The organism is Gammaproteobacteria bacterium (assembly GCA_041395725.1).
Taxonomy (GTDB): Bacteria; Pseudomonadota; Gammaproteobacteria; order Pseudomonadales; family Pseudohongiellaceae; genus NORP240.
Map to the genome: position 1 here is coordinate 720,476 of JAWKZW010000001.1, position 18,705 is coordinate 739,180.

The following is an 18,705-nucleotide window of genomic DNA, read 5'->3' on the forward strand; positions in this document are numbered from 1 at the left end:
TTATGGCGGCTCAGCATAAATAGTCAGGTAATTGTGGCAGACGGATACAACGACCGCGTGCAGGTATTTTCAGCCACGGGTGAGTTTACACGCAAATGGGGTGGTCCCCTGGGAATGAACATCTACGGCCCGTTTCCAGGCTGGTTTGCAACGGTCACTTCTGTCGAAGCGGGGCCGTCAGGTAACGTTTTTGTGGCTGATTTTTATAATCACCGGGTACAGAAATTCGATGGAGAGGGCCGATTTTTAACAGCATTCGGCGGCCAAGGCAGCGAACAGGGCCAATTCGAATATGTAACAGCAGTGGTAGTTTCTGAAAATGGAGCAGTGTTTGCCACGGACCTTGGTAATCATCGAGTGCTTGTTTTTAAACCATCCGGGTAATTCACAAAGGATTGAAAAATCAATTCACGGATTTTTCCACAGTCCTAAAAGGCAAGATTCTTTCTGACTTTCTAGTTCATTGGAAGAAATTTTTAATTGCTACAATTTAGTGCTTACAGATAAATGTCTCGTAACCACCTTAACGCGCTAGCTGGGCGCCCGTCAGAATTACCACCGTTCCCAATACCGCAAGACCTGCGCCGCCCACGTCCCAGCCGGTAGGCTGAACCCCTTCGATAAACCAAAGCCAAATTAGTGAAGATACGATATAAATGCCTCCATATGCAGCATAGGTCCGCCCTGCAAATCCAACGTCAATGCGCGTAAGCAGCCAGGCAAAGACAAGCAGGAATGTCATTCCGGGAAGCAACCACCACGCACTCTTGTCCTGTCGTAGCCATGCCCAGAGGGCGAAACAGCCAGCGATTTCGGCAATCGCTGCCGTAACATATATTGCCGCGCTAGTCAGATAAAAATGACCCATTTATTCAGCTCCAAGTAGATAATCACACGAATTTTCACATAAAATCTACATAAAAGAGATGCAACATGAACTACACAAGAATAGGGTCATATAGACACCACTATGCTCAGCATTGCTCGGCTCTTGCAAGATCCAGTCGCAGGAGTTCGTGAAGGGAAATAGTTATAATAAAGCTTGAGCCTGTAGTAGTTACAGGGTTATGGTAGCCAAAGTTGTGAAAATTTCTCTGAATTAGATTTGCTTCAAAAATGAAGAGCCTGATCAAATCAAGTGTACTATTATCTGTAGCCTTCGCCGGACTTTTACTGTCATTGTCGGTACAGGCTGCTGCCCTTGAAGCGGAGCTATCGAAGGTGACACTGTTTGTCGAAGGCATGATGAAAAGCCGCGGCGGCGTCACTTGAATGAGCTGACCCGATAGTGTCGTAGCAGCTCTGTCAGAGCTGCCTGGAATAAACGAAGAAAATATCGATGTAAATCTGGACCGGGATGCGTTCACGGTGGGTTACGATTCGTCTTTAGTCACTCTAGATACAATGTATGAGGTGATTAGAGAGCTTGGTTACTCGCCAGGGTTGCAAGCGCCTGAAACTTTAGATTCTTCCTCCACTGATGAAACCGAATCTTCACCCATTGATTCGGCGCTATCTGCTGCTTTACAAACCGAAAAGCTTGTTCTAGTCGATTTTTCTGCAGAATGGTGTGCCGCATGTAAAGTACTCGAAGCGCAGGTATTTTCGGATGCTTCGGTAATCGAAGCTCTGCAAAACTATATATTTGTTGAAGTTGATACTGACACGTTTCCAGAAAGCACTAAAAACTATAATGTCGTCGGAATGCCAACATTGATCGTCCTTGATTCGGAAGGTGATGAGTTATACCGAAATGTTGGGCTGATTACGCCAGAGGAATTAAGTCAAAAACTCAACGAGCTAATCGTTAAATAGACTTTCTATTAGTGGGCATTCGGGAACGTCCTCCCCGCTGCATGAGTTGATTGTCTCAGCGAGTATCACTTCCATTCGCTTGAGTTGTTCAATTTTGTTCTGCACCGATTCAAGATGTTGCGTCGCCATCTTTTCCACTTCATTGCAAGATACGGCGTTACGATCGACCAGGCTGAGTAAGCTTTTAAGATCATCGATAGTAAATCCAAGTTCACGACCTCTCTGAACGAAATGCAATCGCTCCTGATGTAGTTTGTCATATTCCCGGTAACCGTTTGCCGCGCGTCTCGGCTCGGGGATAAGCCCAATCTTCTCGTAATACCTTATAGTTTCAGCATTACATCCGCTGGTTGCTGCCAGTTCACCTCGCTTCATTACCTGCCCTCTAAATGGCTTCTTGTTAATCTAAAATTTCTCGCTAAAAATCCCTTGACCCTGTATTGGCTACAGGGTTTATAGTCTCTTCAATCGCGGAACCAGTCAACTGCAGTTCGCGAATATCGGAGATAAATTTGAATTACTATCACGAAAGAGTCGAGATTCAATCGAATCAGAGTGAGGGCCGTAACCACGAAAAGCTGTTCGCAACAGGGAGTGTTATCAGTGCGCTGGTTGCATCGTCATGCTGCATCGTACCCCTGGTCCTGGTATCGCTGGGCATTTCCGGTTCATGGATTGGCAGCTTAACCGCGCTGGAACCCTACAAGCCATTATTCCTCTCAGTGACGGGATTGGTGTTGGCAACAGGTTTCTGGCACGTCTACTTCAAGCCGAAACCGGCTTGTGACGACGGGAGTTATTGCGCGCGCCCGGTGTCGGGTCTCGTTACTCAATCAGCTCTCTGGATTGCCACCGTAATTGCACTGCTCTCAGCAACTGTAAATTACTGGGCCCCATTGTTCTATTAGTAGGAGTGAAAATCATGAAACGTATACTTGTTACCTTTTCTGCTTTGACAATTATTGCCATTAGCGGCATCACTACGCTGGCACTCAATCCTGCGCAACAGGGAGAAAACAACACGAGTGCCCAAACGATCGCGGAAGAAAACACTGCCACGTTTAACGTGGAAAATATGTATTGCGCGATGTGTCCAATAACCGTTCGCAAGGCAATGGAGCAGGTTAGCGGCGTAAAATCAGTTGTCGTGGACTACGACACCAAGACTGCGACCGTAGTGTTCGATCCTACTAAAGCATCGCCAGAGCAAATTGGTGCTGCGTCGACCAATGTAGGCTATCCTGCCAAACCTGTTTCATGATGCCTTCATGAAAGAAAAGACATTATTACGCCTGGGAATAGTAGGAACCGTGATAGCAGCCCTGTGCTGCTTCACGCCTGTGCTTGTAATTCTGCTTGGCGTTGTAGGGCTGTCGTATCTTACCGGTTACCTGGATTATGTGCTGTTCCCCGCACTGGCGTTTTTTATAGTTTTAACAGCTTTTGCACTGTTGAAATTCAAGCGAAGTCGCAATGGCACAATCACTAACATTGAACAGTAAAGGATGATTGTAAACAGGATCACTACTTATGAAGGACTCAACACCTGACTTGTTAGTTATAGGTGCCGGATCGGCAGGATTTTCCGCGGCAATAACGGCAGCAGAAGCTGGGGCAACCGTAGTAATTGCCGGAAACGGAACTATAGGCGGCACTTGTGTCAATGTGGGCTGTGTACCATCCAAAACACTTATTCGGGCGATGGAATCTATACAGATTAGCAAGGATGCCAGCCGTTTCGATGGAGTGAATGGAACTGCCAGAATGGTCGACTGGCAAGCCCTGATTCGACAAAAACAGCAGTTAGTTGATCGATTGCGCAAAGCAAAATATGAAGACTTGCTTCTCCTATACCCAAATATTTCATTTATCCCTGGGCAGGCTCAATTCACTGGAAATACAAGTACGGAATTGGTAGTCGCGGGCAAGGTATATCGCCCCAAAAAAGTGATTATTACAACCGGATCTTCATCTGCATTACCACCAATCAACGGAATCCAAAGCATACCGGTTTTAGACAGTACCCAGGCTCTGGAACTTGAGAGTTTGCCCCAATCTCTTCTTGTTATAGGTGGTGGTGTCATTGGCTGTGAACTGGGGCAAATGTTCTGTCGGGCTGGAGTAAAGGTCACAATCTGTTGCCGCAGCCGATTGTTACCTGCGTCAGATCCGCTTGTCAGTACTGTACTGGCAGATCAATTTCGCGAAGAAGGGATTACGGTTTGTGAGGGTGTTGGCTACCAGGAAATCAAAATGGAAGGGAATTTAATCAAGCTGGTTTGCCGTACTGCAGAAGGTGATCAGGTAATCGAGACTGAAAGTGTGTTAGCGGCATCAGGCCGTAAACCCAATGTCAGAGCACTGCATCTGGAAAAAGCGGGCATCGAGGTCAATGCGGTGGGCGGCGTAAAAGTAGACTTATACATGCAAACTACAAATGCTGAAGTTTATGCCGCAGGAGATGTAACCGGTTCAGACATGTTTGTTTACATGGCAGCCTATGGAGCCAAACTGGCCGCAAGAAATGCGCTAAACGGCAACACAGAGATTTATAGCAATGATTCAATGCCCTCAGTGGTATTTACGGATCCACAGTTTGCAACGGTTGGATTGACAGAATCACAGGCAACCGCCAATGGATTAGCTGTAGAAACCAGCACTGTCAGCCTCGACAACGTGCCGAGATTTATAACTTCCCGAAAATCACGTGGATTCATCAAGCTAATCGCTGAAAGCAGTACGAAGAGGATTTTAGGAGCTACTATTTTGGCACCCGAGGCCGGCGAAAGTATTCAGACTATTGTAATGGCATTGAAAGCTGGACTCACAACAACTGAGCTCGGAGACACGCTCTTTCCCTATCTGACAGCTGTCGAAGGACTGAAGTTGGCCGCTCAAGGTTTTAGCAGGGATGTGAGTAAGCTATCCTGTTGTGCGGGGTAGCGAGTGCAGCAAATTCTTAGATTCGGATTAGTATGGGATTAATTGTTTTGAATATACTTTGACCAAAGCTATTCACAAAAGGAAATACCTATTAATGGTAAGCGGAGATAAACTCGGGCTACAGAAAGGCCGCAAGGTATTATGCCTGCAAACTAACCCACCTAAACTCCAATCGCACGGCATCAGCTGTGTGTAGGGGGGTCAACTTTTCAATACAAATGTGGCCATCGAGCATGCAATTCAACAACCTTAGCTACCGCCTGGGTTAAACTAATCCGTTCACGGGCCTGTCGCTGAAGCAACACGCCATTGCTGGAGATTGCGTATACCGGTGAAGGCTGCCACCCATCGGAGCGTAGCGACGCGGGGGTTTCATTGTTACTCGGAACCGGTGGTGCTCGTCAACTTTGCTTTGCGTTTCCGCATAGATTCTCCTCTCAGATTGATCTTGTAGGCGTTGTGTACAAGGCGATCCAGGATGGCGTCGGCCAGGGTTGGATCACCGATAACAGCGTGCCATTCATCGATGGGTAGCTGGCTGGTAGCGATGGTCGAGCGGATGCCGTGCCGGTCTTCCAGTACCTCCAGTAAGTCCCGGCGGTTTTCAGCGCTCAGCTTCATCAAGCCCCAGTCATCCAGGATTAAGACGTCCACTTTGGCGAGGTTGGCCAGCAGCTTCGGGTAGCGCCCGTCACCCTTGGCGATCATCAGCTCTCGCAGGAGACGGGTTAAGCGAACGTACTGGGCGGTGTATCCCTCGCGACAAGCCTTCTGCGCCAGAGCGCAAGCCAGCCAGGTCTTGCCCACACCCGTGGGGCCGGTGACTAGGATATTGAGATGCTCCTTGGCCCACTGGCAGCCGGCCAGTGACTGGATCAGGCCTTTATCCAAGCCACGGGGGTTTTGGTAATCGATATCTTCCAGGGCTGCGTTGTGGCGCAATTTGGCCCGGCGCAGCCGGCTCGTTAACCGCCTGTTCTCTCGCTCGGTAATCTCCCGGTCTACCAGGAGACCGAGGCGTTCCTCGAAGGCCAGGTCTTCGATGTCCTGCATGGCCATCTGGTCGATCAGAGCCGCGACCATACCGGTAAACTTGAGGGTCTGGAGTTTATCCAGGGTTGGGTGCTTCAACATGGTGTTCTCCTGTCAGTGGTAATACGCGGGGCCGCGGATATTGTCGTGGGTATCGGGTAGCGCCAGTTCCTGCTGTGCCTCAAGTGGCTGCTCGTCCAGCCGGTGCTTGAGGATGGATTCAATGCTCTTGTAGCGGCAGCTGCCCAGCGTCAGCGCCCGTCGGCAGGCGGCCTCCAGCCGTTCATCGCCGTAGGGCTTGCTGAGCCGCAAGATGCCCAGGCAAGACCGATAGGCCTGCTGCGGATGTTTGCGCGAGCCGAGCACGGTCTGGATGAGTTTCTCCGTTGCCGGCCCGGTTTTTGATGCCCACCGCATCAGCCGTTCCGGCGACCACTCACCCGCCTGACGGTGTGACTCCGGCATATGTGCGGTGACGGTGGTGTGGCGCCCCTTGTGGTGTGATCGTTGGTGACTGGCCACCCGATTGCCCCGGTGGAAGCACTCGATGGTGTTGCGGGTGATGCGTACATCAACCTCCTTCTTGATCAGGGCATAAGGCACGGAGTAGTAATGCCCCTCGAAGGCGACGTGGTAATCGATGTGGACCCGGGCCTTCTTCCACTCGGCATAGACGTAGGGCTCTGCTGGCAGTGGTTGGAGCACAGGTAGATCCAGTTGCTCGAAGTGCTCCCGGCGGCAGCCCGGCAACTTCCTGAACGGGCGGGCATTGAGCTTCTCCAGCAGTTCACTGATCACCGCATTGAGTTCTACGAGGGAGAAGAACTGACGGTGACGAAGCACCGCCAGTATCCATCGCTCGACGATCAACACCCCGCCTTCCGCCTTGGCCTTGTCGCGGGGTTTGCGAACCCGTGCCGGCAATACAGCGACGCCGTAGTGGGAGGCCATGTCCTGGTAAGTCGGGTTTACATCAGGCTCGTAGCGATGGGCCTTGCTCACCCCGGAACGCAGGTTATCCGGCACTACCAGCTCGGGAACGCCGCCCAGGAAGTGGAGGCAGCGTACGTGAGAGCCAATCCAGTCCGGTAAGCTCTGGCTCCAGGTGGCCTCGGCGTAGGTGTAGTTGGAGGCCCCCAGCACCGCTACAAAGATCTGCGCTTCACGGATCTCTCCGGTGGCCCGGTCGATAATGGGGACAGTCTGGCCGGCGTAGTCGACAAACAGCTTCTCACCGGCCCGGTGATCCTGGCGCATGACCATGTCCAGCTTGCCCTGCCAGGCGCGGTAGTGCTCACAGAACCAGCTGTACTGGTAGCCGTCGGGGTGATTGGCCCGGTACTCCTGCCAGAGCAGGAACAGGGTCACGCCCTTGTGCTTGAGCTCGCCGTGGATGTGCACCCAGTCCGGAATGCCCCGTTCCTGGGCAGGCAGGTCCGGTGGCGGCGGGAACAACAACCGCTCAAGACGGGCATCGTCCAGATCATCTGGCAGGGGCCAGCTCAGGCCTGCCTCTTCGGCCCGGCGCAGATACTCGCTGACCGTGGGGCGGCCAATGCCGCTGCCCGCGGCAATGCGCCTATTACTCATTCCATTGCCCCACTTGAGGCGCAGGACTTCTCTGATTTTACGCATGGATAACCTCTTTGCAGGCATCTGATCCCCTCCGTTTGGAAGGGGCCAGAATACCGGTTAGTTATCCCGCGCCGGAGCGCTCCAATGGGTGCTCACAGGCAGGCTGCCAGAGTGGCAGCTTTGCCGTGGAATCAGTGGCAGCTTTCGCGTGGAATGGGTGGCAGGCTTCGTCTGGAATCAGTGGCAGGCTTGGTCTGGAATACGCAGGAGATCTCGCCGCCGCTGAAATTCGCTTCAACCCGGCGGCAAAAAACGCGTGGAGATATGAGCTAAGTCTGGTAGCATTCTGCCCCGGCAAAGCCTTGACTTGGATTTTTTGTTTACACCTTGAAATATAGGGACAAACAGCGCTCCGCCGTTTTTTACGAAGTACGCGGTTTGATATGTGGAACGCAGGTGGAACTCAAAACAGGAAATAGCCGGTAACGTATTGTATTTATTAATGAAATGTTGGCATCCGGAGATGTTCAAGTCCTCTCCTGGGCACCAAATTCTGACCGCACCGTCAGCCACCTACAGTCGGCAAATGCAGGTCTGAATCAGAGCTCAATGCTGGTGAAGAACGCCGGCATACAAACCTGAATAAACAAAGACCCTGAATAAGTAAAATAAGAGCCAGCTCTCCGCCCTGCAACAGGTTTTTCAACTCTCCCGGCATGACGAGTCCGGCGTAAAAGCAAAAAAGCCCGCGAATGAAACAGCCGCTCTCAGTATTTATCATCTGTCAGGACGAGGAACGTATTATCGATTCCTGCCTGCAACAGGCTGCGAAAATTGCCGACGAGATCATTATCGTGGATTCCGGCAGCACCGATTCCACCCTGGCGATTGCCCGACGCTACACCGACAGAGTCTACCATCAGGACTGGCTGGGTTACGGCAGGCAAAAAAACTGCGCGCTGGCCAGGTGCAGCAACGAATGGGTTCTGAGCCTGGATGCCGATGAGGTAATGTCCGATGCGCTGGTTGAGGAGATTCGTCATCTCAATCTGCAGGCTCCAGCTTATCGGATCGCGCGAAAGCTGTTCCTTGGCGACAAGTTCATTCGCTGGGGCGGTTACTACCCGGACTACCAGTTGCGACTTTTCAAGAAATCTCTGGGCAGATTTTCCAATGCCATGGTCCATGAAAGTGTCAAGCTGTCATGCACGGACAAGTGCCCCAAGCTTACCCATCCGCTTAATCACTACTCCTATCGAGACGTGACAGAGATGAAAGTCGCGTTTCGGGAATTTGCCGCTCTGTCGGACCGCAAACCCGATCTTTCCAGGGCAGTATTGAATTTCATTTACACATTTTTGAACAAATATTTTCTTCGCTTCGGCTTTATGCATGGTCTGTTGGGCTTCAGGCTGGCTCTTAATCATGCAGAGTATTCGTATCTGAAATACCGTCAGACCCCTCTCACCTGTTTTTCTGCGCCCTACCAAACGACCATTGACAGTCCTGACGTTACCCATCACTCCGGCAACCTCGCCAAGCACTCGCTGCCTAATCGTTAGGGCCTGTTCACACTGACTTGATCAGTCACACTCCGAAGGGCCGGGGCCATTCTTGCCTCCAGCGTTGTTGGAATTCGCTTATTCAGAACGACTGAACCACACTCATTCCGCCTGGCTGGAGGCAACAATGACCTCCAGAAGGGGCAATCAGATCAGTGTGAACAGGCCCTGGCAAAGGGTTTTCAAGCGCCCGGGCCACAGTCCAGACAACCTTTTACCGGCTCGGGCCCCATGTGTAACCGGCGACTGAGCCCGCGCAGCGCTGTCCGCAGACCTTCTTCGATGACCGGGTGGTAGTAGGGGCTGTCCAGCATTTGCTGAACAGTAAGCCGCTGTTGCACCGACCAGGCCAGCAGATGGCCCAGATGCTCGGCGGCCGGGCCAAACATCTCCGCACCCAGAAACAGGCCTGAACCCTGCTCCCCGTAGACTCGCAGCACTCCCTTGTTCCTGCCAAGCACACGACTGCGACCCTGATCCTCGAAGCTGGCCTCTCCGACCGCGAACTGGCAGTCACTGCCGGAAAGGCTGGCGAAGGTTTTACCCGTCAGCATGATCTGTGGGTCAGTGAAAATAATCGAAAGCGGTGCCCGGCGGGGATGCACCCTGAGGTCAGGAAACCGGCCTGCGTTATCCCCGGCCATGCGACCGTCATCCGCTGCCTCGTGCAACAGAGGGTGCGCATTGCTGGCGTCGCCGGCTATAAACACCGGCGTGGAGCCGATCTGACCCGTCGTATCGTTGAAGTCCGGTATACCCTTATCGTTCACGGTGATTCCTGCCGCCTGCAGATCAAGTCCGCCCAGGTTAGGACGCCTCCCGGTAGCGGCCAGCAGGCAGGCCGCTTCAACTGTGACCAGTTGATCCTTTTCCCGATAGCTGACAGCAACCCCGCCTGCAGTTCTGGCAACCTGTTCAACCCTTGCATCCGGAACAAGAGTCAACTCGTCTGCCATTACCTTGCCGATGCACGCATTGATAACCGGGTCGGTTACCGGTCCGAATCTGTTCCCCGCGCCGATCAGATGGGTTTTTACACCCAGTCGGGACAGGGCCTGACCCAATTCCAGGCCAATGACCCCGGTGCCGACCACGGCAATGGATTCGGGCAACCGGTCCCAGGCGAATACATCGTCGTTGATCAGCAGCCGATCACCCAGTACAGACCACGGCTCCGGCACCAGCGGACTCGAACCCGTCGCAATAACGATCCGCTCTGCCAGCACCCTGATCCGGTCATCAACAAGCAGTTCATTGGCGGCGATGAAGCGTGCCCTGCCCCGGATCTTGTGCCGGCTGGGCCAGTCTTCCACCGCATCCAGAACAAAGCCCACAAAACGATCCCGTTCTGAGCGGACTCTTGCCATTACCTGATGTCCGTTTACCTGCTTGCCAGCCACCTCGATGCCAAATCGTGGGGCATTGTCCACTTGATGAGAAATCTCCGCCGCCGCTATCAACAGCTTGCTGGGCATACAGCCGACTCTGGCACAGGTGGTGCCGTAGTGGTCGGATTCGATAACGACAACACTGTCGGTGTACTTGCGTGCTGCCCGGTAGGCTGTCATCCCCGCGGTACCCGCACCGATGATCGCCACCTCTGCCGTGACTGTTTCATGTGCCATATCTGACCTCCGGTTCCTGACTGGCAGGCTGCTGACAGCTATTGCGCCAGCCAATACTGCGTTAAAAACTGGTTCAATGTGTTTATTTCACCTGCCAATCATTGCATAGCCGCTGCCCGGCTGGGAATCTGAACCCAGGCCGGAATCTGCCTGCGGATGGAGCCGTACGCAGCTGACAAAGCTCCACCGGTCTGATTATGTATTGCTAAATCACCCTTGATAAGTAAACATTGCTCAGTTACTGATACGCAAAGAGCTGGAACGTGGGCACGGATCAATTTTCACAGACAAGGCTAAGCGATGCTGACGCGCTCGCGCTGGCCCATCGCACCGACACCACCGCCCTGGTGGCGGCGGCTGGCGCCCTGCGGGACCGGGGCCACGGCGATCTGGTGACCTATTCCCGCAAAATATTCATACCCTTGACCAAGCTGTGCCGCGATGTCTGTCACTATTGCACCTTCGCCCGCACCCCCCGTCATATTGCCCAGCCCTATATGGCAGTCGATCAGGTTCTGGAACTGTGTGAGCAGGGCGCCCGGGCGGGATGCCAGGAAGCACTTTTTACTCTGGGCGAGAAACCCGAGCTGCGCTATCGCGTGGCCCGGGAGGCCCTGGCGGAACTGGGGTTCTATACAACCCTTGAGTATGTTCGCTTCGTAGCCGAGCGGGTTCTCAAGGAGACCGGTCTCATCCCGCACATCAACGCCGGCTGCATGAACGCCGAAGAAATCGCCATGCTGCGGCCGGTCAGCGGGTCCATGGGCATCATGCTGGAATCCGCTTCGCCGCGCCTTTGTGAAAAGGGAATGCCACATTTCGGCTCTCCGGACAAACAGCCGCAGGTGCGCTTGCGCTCCATGGAATTGGCCGGGGAGGCAAAAGTGCCTTTCACCACTGGCATCCTGATCGGTATCGGTGAAACCAGACAGGAACGGGTTGAATCGCTGCTGGCACTGCGTAACCTGCAAGAGCGCTATGGGCATATCCAGGAAATCATTGTGCAGAATTTCCGCGCCAAGCCGGAAACCCTGATGGCCGATGCCCCTGAACCGGATCTGGAGGAGCTGCTCTGGTCGCTGGCGGTAGCCCGGCTCATCTTCGGCGCCGACATGAGCATTCAGGCGCCGCCGAACCTGAGCCCGGGCGTACTGAAACAGCTGGTGGCTGCCGGAATCAATGATTGGGGCGGCGTCTCGCCATTGACCCCGGATCATGTAAACCCGGAGGCCCCTTGGCCGCATCTGGATAACCTCGCGCGTGAAACGGCCGAAGCTGGAAAATTTCTTGAGCAGCGACTGACCGTATACCCGCCCTATGTAATCGACAGTACAAACTGGCTCGACCCACAGATGACGCCGGCCGTTCTTAAACTATCCGATAGTGAAGGTTTTGCAAAAAGGGATACCTGGAGCCCTGGTGAACAACAGCCGGCACCGGAACTGGATATTTCTTTGTTAAACAAACAGTCGGATAACCTCTGCGTCGGCGAGGACCTTAAAACAATTGTTGCACGTTGCAAGTCCGGTAAAGAATTAACCGAAGCAGATATTTCCCGACTTTTCAGAGTCCGCGGCGATGAATTCACCTACGTGGCCCGGGAAGCCGACAATCTTCGGCAACAGGTGAACGGCGACCAGGTCAGTTATATCGTCAATCGGAATATCAACTACACCAACGTGTGCTACTTCAAATGTCAGTTCTGTGCTTTTTCCAAGGGTAAGCACAGCGAAGATTTACGCGGCAAACCTTATGATATCAGCGCCGAAGAAATCGCCCGCCGCTGTCGGGAAGCCTGGGATCGGGGAGCGACCGAAGTCTGTATGCAGGGCGGGATTCACCCTGATTACACCGGTGACACCTACCTGGATATTCTGGCGACTGTGAGAGCCGCCGTACCGGGCATACACATTCATGCTTTCTCGCCCCTGGAAGTCTGGCAGGGCGCCGCGACACTGGATATCTCCGTAACAGAATTCCTCAAGCGATTAAAAGCCGCCGGCCTGAATACGCTGCCGGGAACCGCGGCGGAAATTCTGCATGACGAGGTGCGCGCCAGCCTCTGCCCGGACAAACTCAACTCTGAACAGTGGCTGTCTGTCATGGAAGCGGCTCACCAGGTTGGCTTCAGGACTACCGCCACGATTATGTTCGGGCATGTGGATCATCCCCGTCATTGGGCCAAGCACCTGCTGGAAATCAGGGCCCTACAACAGCGAACTGGCGGGTTTACCGAGTTCGTGCCCCTCCCTTACGTGGCCCTGGAGGCTCCCATGTACCTGAAGGGAAAATCCCGCCATGGGCCCAGCTTTCGCGAAGCGGTTCTGATGCATGCGGTGCCGCGACTGGTCTTTCACGGCCTGATCGATAACATTCAGGCTTCCTGGGTCAAAATGGGCCGGCAAGGGGTCATTGCCTGCCTGCGGGCCGGCGCCAACGATCTGGGCGGTACCTTGATGAATGAGAGCATTACCCGGGCGGCCGGCGCCAGTTTCGGGCAGGAGTGGCCGCCGGCAATGATAGAAGAATTGATCACGGGCATTCAGCGGGTTCCCCGGATGCGCAACACGCTGTATGGGGAAGTTAATCCCGAGCGCAGGGAAGCGGCGTTCAACGCAGGCGACCTGGACGAAGTGGAAAATACCTCGGCGATGAAAATCCGCCGCAGCAAGCGCCTGCTTGATCCGGTGCAACTCACTTAACAACCCGCATACAGCCCACCGGATTGGAGGGGCAGGCTCGACAGTGCTGAACTCCCTGCGTCTGGCAGTAACGCCCGACACTGATCGGATATCACACCGTTGTCGTATATGACGCTTCCACACACTATAATATCCGCCAACGACGCCGCCCGGATATTGTCAGCCAGACTGGAACAGCCCTGGTCGACCACCCGGGGGCACTACCGGTCGAGAAAGGACAGCTATTGATGATTAAAATTGCCATAACGGGTGCCAACAGCAGCGTGGGGAAAAACCTGCTGGGGCATATTAGTGAAGGGTCTGAGTTTGAAGCCGTAGCGGGGGTCCGCTCCGAATCCGCTTTCGCGACACTTCCCGCCTCTGACCGCATAACTCCCCGCAGCGTCAATTATGGTAATGCTGAGGATCTTGCCAGCGCCTTTGAAGGCTGTCAGGTGGTTGTGCATCTGGCCGGGATTCTGATTGAAACCAAGAACAGCAAGTACCAGGCAGCCAATGTCGACGCCACTGCCGCTGTAGTTAAAGCCGCACAGCAGGCAGGGGTGAGCCAGTTGATTTTCATCAGCGTGGTCGGTGCCGACAGCACGGTCTCTAACCCCTACTTCAAGTCAAAGGGAGACGCAGAAGCAGTTATTGCAGCATCTGGTCTTGCCGCCACAATAATTCGTACTCCCCTGCTATTGGGTCCGGGAACAGCCGGTGCCAGTTCGGTACTATGGGCTGCGTCACAGCCAAAAGCCAAGTTGCTGGGTGGCGGTAACTATACTATGCATCCGCTGGACGTGGATGATCTTAGCCAGGCAATTCTGAACTGCTGCCGTGGAACCACCGCCGGTACAAGAACATTGGAAATGGTGGGCCCTGAAGGATTGCCCTATCGCGACCTGATCAAGAAACTGGCAGCCCTGAAGGGCAATGATATTACTATCGCCTCCGTGCCGGTCTGGGTCGCGAAACTTGGCGCGGCAGTTGGCAGCCTTTTGAAAGGCGGCGGTATGACGCCGGCTGTTATAGATGTTATTACAACCAACGAATCCGTTGCTCACAATGGCGCCATTGAACTGGGTGTTACTCCCACTCCGCTGGACAAAACTCTAACAAAAATTCTGGAACAATCATGACTGATCCCATTCCCTCGCCAGCCACTGCCGAGCCGCCTGCTCCGCGTAAATCCAACAAGGCCGGACGCGTGGTATTTTTACTTATCACACTAGGCTGTTTTGTTTACCTGTATTTCCGCCTCAACGGTGCCGCTGCCAGAGAAGGGCTATCACTGGTCGAGTACATGACTCAGGTATTTGCCAATGTCCAGTGGATTCCCTGGCTGGCCCTGATGATGGCCTACTCTCTGATGTATTTCCTCATCGATACGCTGGTGGTTACCCGGGCACTGAACTGGTTTATTGAACCACTGAAGTATCGCGATATCCTTCCTATCCGCGGCAGCGCGTATATTATTTCGGTATTTAACGAGCAGATTGGCAAAGGGGCCATGGCCTACTACCTGAACAAGCGTGATCAGGTACCTGGCTGGGAAGTTGGTTCGGTAATGCTCTTTATCATGTTCTGCGAAGTTTTTTATCTGCTGATCTGGGCCACCATCGGGTTTTTCTTCAGTAGCAGCACCCTGCCTGATGTCTTCAATATCATTCCCTACATTTCAGCCGGCGCGCTGGTGTTTTTCGTCGTCTGGCTGCTGTATTTCCGGGGAATTATCCTGCCCGAAAATCAGTTCCGGAACCGCCGCATTCTGCACGCCTTCAAACTGGCTACCCTGCGGCACTATGTAATGTTCTTCCTGCTCAGGTCACCGGCGCTGATCACGGCGGTATTTGTCTACACCTTCGCCTTGAATCTGTTCGGCGTAGAGGCTAGTTTCCTCTCCTTGCTGGGCTATCTGCCAGTGATATTCTTTGCCGCTACAGTTCCAACTCCGATGCGGGCAGCAGCAATAACCTTCTGGGTAATTCTGTTTCCTGAAAATGAAGGCCAGATGGCTGCATTCGGCTTTGTACAGCACAACTTCTTTATACTTTTCAATGCGTTGATTGGCGTACTTTTCTGGCGGCGGGCACAACGGGAACTGTTCGGTAACTGATGGCCAACCTGCTTACCGCGCTTCGCCTACTGATCGCAATTCCGACGGCGCTGAGCATGGCGCTGGTACTGGTGCTTCCGCCCATCGTGACGGTCATGCTGGTCGGAATTGCGATCCTGACGGATTACTTCGACGGAAAAGTGGCTCGACGTTTTGGTACGGCCTCGCCCAGAGGCCAGCTTTTTGATCACACAACAGATTTCCTGTTTGTGACTTCGGGTCTATTCGGTGCCGCCTATGCAGGCCTGATAACCCCAATACTGCCGGTACTGATCGTGATAGCGTTTGCTCAGTATGTGCTCGATTCCCATTTTTTCTATCATGAGAAGCAATTGCACATGAACAAGCTGGGACGCTGGAATGGCATCTTTTATTTTGTTCCCCTACTTGTCATAGCGAGCGCCAGAACAGCACCATTCAGCGCTGTGGCGGGAATTGTGACTGGTGCTGTTTTTATTTTCGGCTGGCTTCTGGTTCTGTCAACGGTGCTGTCCATTCTGGATCGCGCCATGGCGCCGCTGCATATTCAACCACGCAACAAATAATCCGACGATCACCCTGCTTTCTTCATCCTACTCGGCCTGGACTGAAAACCGATAACTGCCCGAGTATTGAACAGTATCTCCCTCAAACCGGGTTTGCCACTCGACAGTGTAGCTGCCGCTAATCACTTCGTCGTAGATTTCCATCATCAAGTCGTTGGCGCCCATGGTGTGAAGGCCGCGCAGGTTCAGTTCACCTGCAGGACCCGTCAGTGTAACGACACTACGCGAAACATCAGGCAATTCTGCAAAGTACAGGCGCAGAGTCCTCGGTAACCGAGTCTCCACGCTTCCTTCCGCGGGCTCCGCACTGAGTAGAGGACTTTCCGGCGCAAAACCTGAACAGGCGGAGACAAGTAACAGAACGAATACGGAAAGCAACCAAGAACTGATGCAGTATTTACTCATTGCGGACCACCCCTATCGATTCAGTGCAGGATGTAGATTCTACTCGAAGTGCTGACGAATAGGTAACGGCGCTGGTCACTGCTGCCCCACAGAGTGCTTAACCTGTCCAAAAAGGCCCCTGGATCGCAATGGTGGCATTGAGCATCGGCGCGGGGGAATCCAGCGACGGAGCAATCAAAACGCAGCACCGACTGACCGAGGGAGACCGTTTTGTGGGCTCCCGACCGAGGGAGGGAATCCCGGAGGGATGCAAGTTGCGGAGGAGTGGATTCCCCCGCGCCGATGCGGTCCCGACACATTCACACTCGATGGTTTATTGGCCACGCAGCAACTTCACGTTCATGTCTGACACAGATCCCGAATTGTGCAAATAGTTGGATTCAGGCCGTGGCAGGCCCTTCGGCCACGATTTTGTGGGACAGCAATGGGCGCTGGTCAAACCTGGTCTTGGCAGGTCTTGGCAGGTCTTGGCAGGTCTTGGCAGGTCTTGGCAGGTCTTGTGCAGGTCTTAAAGAATCAGTCAGGAGGGAAACTTAGCTGCCGGCTACAACTACTGCTCGTCTCGCAACTTTCGAGCCTGCGAAATCTCGTTGGCAAATTCGGCGAGTTTGACCCGAATTTCACTCTCCAGTTTTTTCTTGAGAAACATCTTCTCAGCGTGAGAAAGGTCATTCTCATCTGCCGCCTTGTTCACGGCTTTATCGAGTGATTCGAGAGTTGTTACCGGAGAGAATTTGTTCATAACGAATCCCTGAATAATCTGTACCGAGCCAAGTATTTTTCTGCTGCCTGGTCGCGATTCGAAAATTTCCAGTTTACTGCCGCGAAATTTACAAAGCACCAATACGCGCAACATATAGTGTAATAAACGCCTTGTCAAACAATATCTGGTGAAAGCACCCAGAATCTTAATTTACAGGACACCCAGTTAACTTTTTAATTGGGTGTCCTGTAATATTCTTATTTCTGTGGCGGTACTGGATCTTTTGGGCTCTCAACTTCATTTTTTGAGCACGAAATACCCGGCAAAAGAACTCACCGTTAAAATTTTGTTCGATAGGAAAGGATCTGGTGGACACCGGGGCTACGGATTCGAAGTCCGCCGGTTCAGACTGTTAATTCAGGGGTCTTGATGGAGAAGCTGTCAGGTGCCGTACAGTCGGGTGGCGGGTCTGATGCCCCGTATCCACCGGTTACGGAACCTGACAACATTTGAGCGGGCACGCCGTTCCTGAAAATGTTGCAGGGAGCCGGGGTCGCCGGCAGCCTGGTAAAAATACTTGTGAAAGTAATTCATTGTGTCGAGCCAGGCTGAGGGTTTAATACCCAAACGTTCCAGTACCTGGTCAGCTGCCTGTCGGGTCGCAAAACCTGTTTCCGCGGCTTTCCCGGGCAGCCGTGAGGCACTCCAGGCCACCAGGTCGAAATAGTCCTGCTGTCTTATGGGTAGACTATGCTCAGCCACACTGCTTCCACCGGTGTCAAAACTCATGAGGCGGGCGCCTGATGTCTTGAGGCGACGCTGTTGCTCGAAATACTCACCGTAGTGGCGCAGTAACGATTTTTGCTGGCGACTTCTCTGCTTAACCCTTCGGGCATGATTCACCAACCGCTCCTGGATTGATGTGAAGTCACTCCCTTCCGGGGTTTCGCTCAGCCCGGCCCGTGCCGGATTGAGGTCCACATAGGCCATGCAGGTCACCAGCGCTTTCTCATCCAGCAACGCCTGACTCTTGAATCGGCCCTCCCAGAATCTACCTGTACAGTCATCTTCCCTGTTGGCGCGCCGGGCAATGCTTTCGTTCAGGCAGCGCATGAACCAGCTTATGTCAGCGAGACGTTCACGCCACTGTTCAATCAAATTCCGACGGTATTCCCTGGCTGCCTTGCTGGAGTGGTTGCTGGCCACGGTTTCGAGCGCCGCTGCATTGCGACTGAAGAGCCGTGTCCAGCGTCTGATGACTTCATCCTGACTCCAGTCCGACGCCTGCTTACCATCCACATGCAGCACCAGGTGATAATGGTTACTCATCACTGCGTAGGCACAGATATCAATGGAAAAAATCGACGAAAGCTGCTTCGCCCGCTCTACCAGCCATACCTTGCGGTGATCGAAGTTCTCCCCGGTGAACGGATCGTCACCACAGAGAAAGGCCCGCCTGACGCAGCGCGTTATGCAGTGGTAATACGGCGTATCGTCCAGCGATACCTGTTGATGCCTGGCTCGAGTCATGGGCAGGGCGACTGGGTTTCCCGGTAGTTGCTTATCTTTATTAATCGACGCTTTTTGTCTTAAGGCCAGCTTTATGATTGATACTCGCCACTTTTTGACGATTATTCTCCGTTTCCGGAGGCTCCTCCAGCTGTGACAGGCCAGCGTATACCGGCTGTAATTCCGCCTTG

General features: G+C 53.4%; 19 protein-coding genes. 11 read left to right on the forward strand and 8 right to left on the reverse strand.

What is annotated here, in order from left to right:
* The first annotated feature begins 114 nt into the window (after positions 1-114).
* Positions 115-384, forward strand: coding sequence for a hypothetical protein (locus tag R3F50_03205; GenBank protein ID MEZ5489308.1), 270 nt, complete (start codon positions 115-117; stop codon positions 382-384).
* A gap of 139 nt (positions 385-523) precedes the next feature.
* On the opposite strand, the gene R3F50_03210 is transcribed toward R3F50_03205, so the two are convergent.
* Entirely contained in the window at positions 524-853 is a 330-nt protein-coding gene (locus R3F50_03210; GenBank protein ID MEZ5489309.1) for a YnfA family protein, read from the reverse strand.
* Positions 854-1,368: 515 nt separating this feature from the next.
* Between R3F50_03210 and R3F50_03215 the strand changes: the two genes are divergently transcribed.
* A complete protein-coding gene (locus R3F50_03215; GenBank protein ID MEZ5489310.1) occupies positions 1,369-1,815 on the forward strand; it encodes a thioredoxin domain-containing protein in 447 nt (148 codons plus the stop codon).
* Here R3F50_03215 and R3F50_03220 read toward each other — a convergent pair.
* Positions 1,801-2,190: a helix-turn-helix domain-containing protein gene (locus tag R3F50_03220; GenBank protein ID MEZ5489311.1), complete on the reverse strand. Its 390-nt coding sequence runs from the start codon at positions 2,188-2,190 to the stop codon at positions 1,801-1,803. The two genes, R3F50_03215 and R3F50_03220, sit on opposite strands and share 15 nt — an antisense overlap.
* 137 nt (positions 2,191-2,327) lie before the next feature.
* On the opposite strand from R3F50_03220, the gene R3F50_03225 reads away from it, so the two are divergent.
* From R3F50_03225 to merA, 4 genes are read left to right on the forward strand one after another with little or no spacing between them, the layout of a single operon-like run.
* Positions 2,328-2,723, forward strand: coding sequence for a mercuric transporter MerT family protein (locus R3F50_03225; protein ID MEZ5489312.1), 396 nt, complete (start codon positions 2,328-2,330; stop codon positions 2,721-2,723).
* Between the two features lie 14 nt (positions 2,724-2,737).
* Entirely contained in the window at positions 2,738-3,076 is a 339-nt protein-coding gene (locus R3F50_03230; GenBank protein ID MEZ5489313.1) for a heavy metal-associated domain-containing protein, read from the forward strand.
* A gap of 7 nt (positions 3,077-3,083) precedes the next feature.
* On the forward strand, positions 3,084-3,317 hold the full coding sequence (merF, locus tag R3F50_03235; GenBank protein ID MEZ5489314.1) for a mercury resistance system transport protein MerF: 234 nt from the start codon (positions 3,084-3,086) through the stop codon (positions 3,315-3,317).
* Positions 3,318-3,345: 28 nt separating this feature from the next.
* A complete protein-coding gene (gene merA, locus R3F50_03240; GenBank protein MEZ5489315.1) occupies positions 3,346-4,758 on the forward strand; it encodes a mercury(II) reductase in 1,413 nt (470 codons plus the stop codon).
* Between the two features lie 378 nt (positions 4,759-5,136).
* Here merA and istB read toward each other — a convergent pair whose 3' ends face one another.
* Positions 5,137-5,892, reverse strand: a complete 756-nt coding sequence (istB, locus tag R3F50_03245) for an IS21-like element helper ATPase IstB (protein ID MEZ5489316.1) — start codon at positions 5,890-5,892, stop codon at positions 5,137-5,139.
* Positions 5,893-5,904: 12 nt separating this feature from the next.
* Positions 5,905-7,446 (reverse strand): IS21 family transposase, encoded by a 1,542-nt coding sequence (gene istA, locus R3F50_03250; protein MEZ5489317.1) that lies wholly within the window; start codon positions 7,444-7,446, stop codon positions 5,905-5,907.
* A 671-nt stretch (positions 7,447-8,117) separates the two neighbouring features.
* Between istA and R3F50_03255 the strand changes: the two genes are divergently transcribed.
* Positions 8,118-8,927, forward strand: coding sequence for a glycosyltransferase family 2 protein (locus R3F50_03255; GenBank protein MEZ5489318.1), 810 nt, complete (start codon positions 8,118-8,120; stop codon positions 8,925-8,927).
* Positions 8,928-9,109: 182 nt separating this feature from the next.
* Here R3F50_03255 and R3F50_03260 read toward each other — a convergent pair whose 3' ends face one another.
* Positions 9,110-10,552 carry a dihydrolipoyl dehydrogenase gene (locus R3F50_03260; protein ID MEZ5489319.1) on the reverse strand — a complete coding sequence of 481 codons (1,443 nt, stop codon included), beginning with the start codon at positions 10,550-10,552 and terminating at the stop codon, positions 9,110-9,112.
* Between the two features lie 263 nt (positions 10,553-10,815).
* On the opposite strand from R3F50_03260, the gene cofH reads away from it, so the two are divergent.
* The 4 genes from cofH (at position 10,816) to R3F50_03280 (ending at position 15,897) form a co-directional block, all read left to right on the forward strand.
* Positions 10,816-13,254, forward strand: a complete 2,439-nt coding sequence (gene cofH, locus R3F50_03265; GenBank protein MEZ5489320.1) for a 5-amino-6-(D-ribitylamino)uracil--L-tyrosine 4-hydroxyphenyl transferase CofH — start codon at positions 10,816-10,818, stop codon at positions 13,252-13,254.
* A 227-nt stretch (positions 13,255-13,481) separates the two neighbouring features.
* A complete protein-coding gene (locus tag R3F50_03270; protein ID MEZ5489321.1) occupies positions 13,482-14,375 on the forward strand; it encodes an NAD(P)H-binding protein in 894 nt (297 codons plus the stop codon).
* Positions 14,372-15,352, forward strand: coding sequence for a hypothetical protein (locus R3F50_03275; GenBank protein ID MEZ5489322.1), 981 nt, complete (start codon positions 14,372-14,374; stop codon positions 15,350-15,352). Before R3F50_03270 ends, R3F50_03275 begins: the two co-directional genes overlap by 4 nt.
* Positions 15,352-15,897, forward strand: a complete 546-nt coding sequence (locus R3F50_03280) for a CDP-alcohol phosphatidyltransferase family protein (protein MEZ5489323.1) — start codon at positions 15,352-15,354, stop codon at positions 15,895-15,897. Before R3F50_03275 ends, R3F50_03280 begins: the two co-directional genes overlap by 1 nt.
* 27 nt (positions 15,898-15,924) lie before the next feature.
* Here the strand turns inward: R3F50_03280 and R3F50_03285 are convergent, their stop codons facing one another.
* The 3 genes from R3F50_03285 to R3F50_03295 form a co-directional block, all read right to left on the reverse strand.
* On the reverse strand, positions 15,925-16,302 hold the full coding sequence (locus R3F50_03285; GenBank protein ID MEZ5489324.1) for a copper resistance protein CopC: 378 nt from the start codon (positions 16,300-16,302) through the stop codon (positions 15,925-15,927).
* A 550-nt stretch (positions 16,303-16,852) separates the two neighbouring features.
* Positions 16,853-17,044 carry a hypothetical protein gene (locus R3F50_03290; GenBank protein MEZ5489325.1) on the reverse strand — a complete coding sequence of 64 codons (192 nt, stop codon included), beginning with the start codon at positions 17,042-17,044 and terminating at the stop codon, positions 16,853-16,855.
* Positions 17,045-17,446: 402 nt separating this feature from the next.
* On the reverse strand, positions 17,447-18,535 hold the full coding sequence (locus tag R3F50_03295) for a transposase (GenBank protein MEZ5489326.1): 1,089 nt from the start codon (positions 18,533-18,535) through the stop codon (positions 17,447-17,449).
* Between the last annotated feature and the right edge of the window lie 170 nt (positions 18,536-18,705).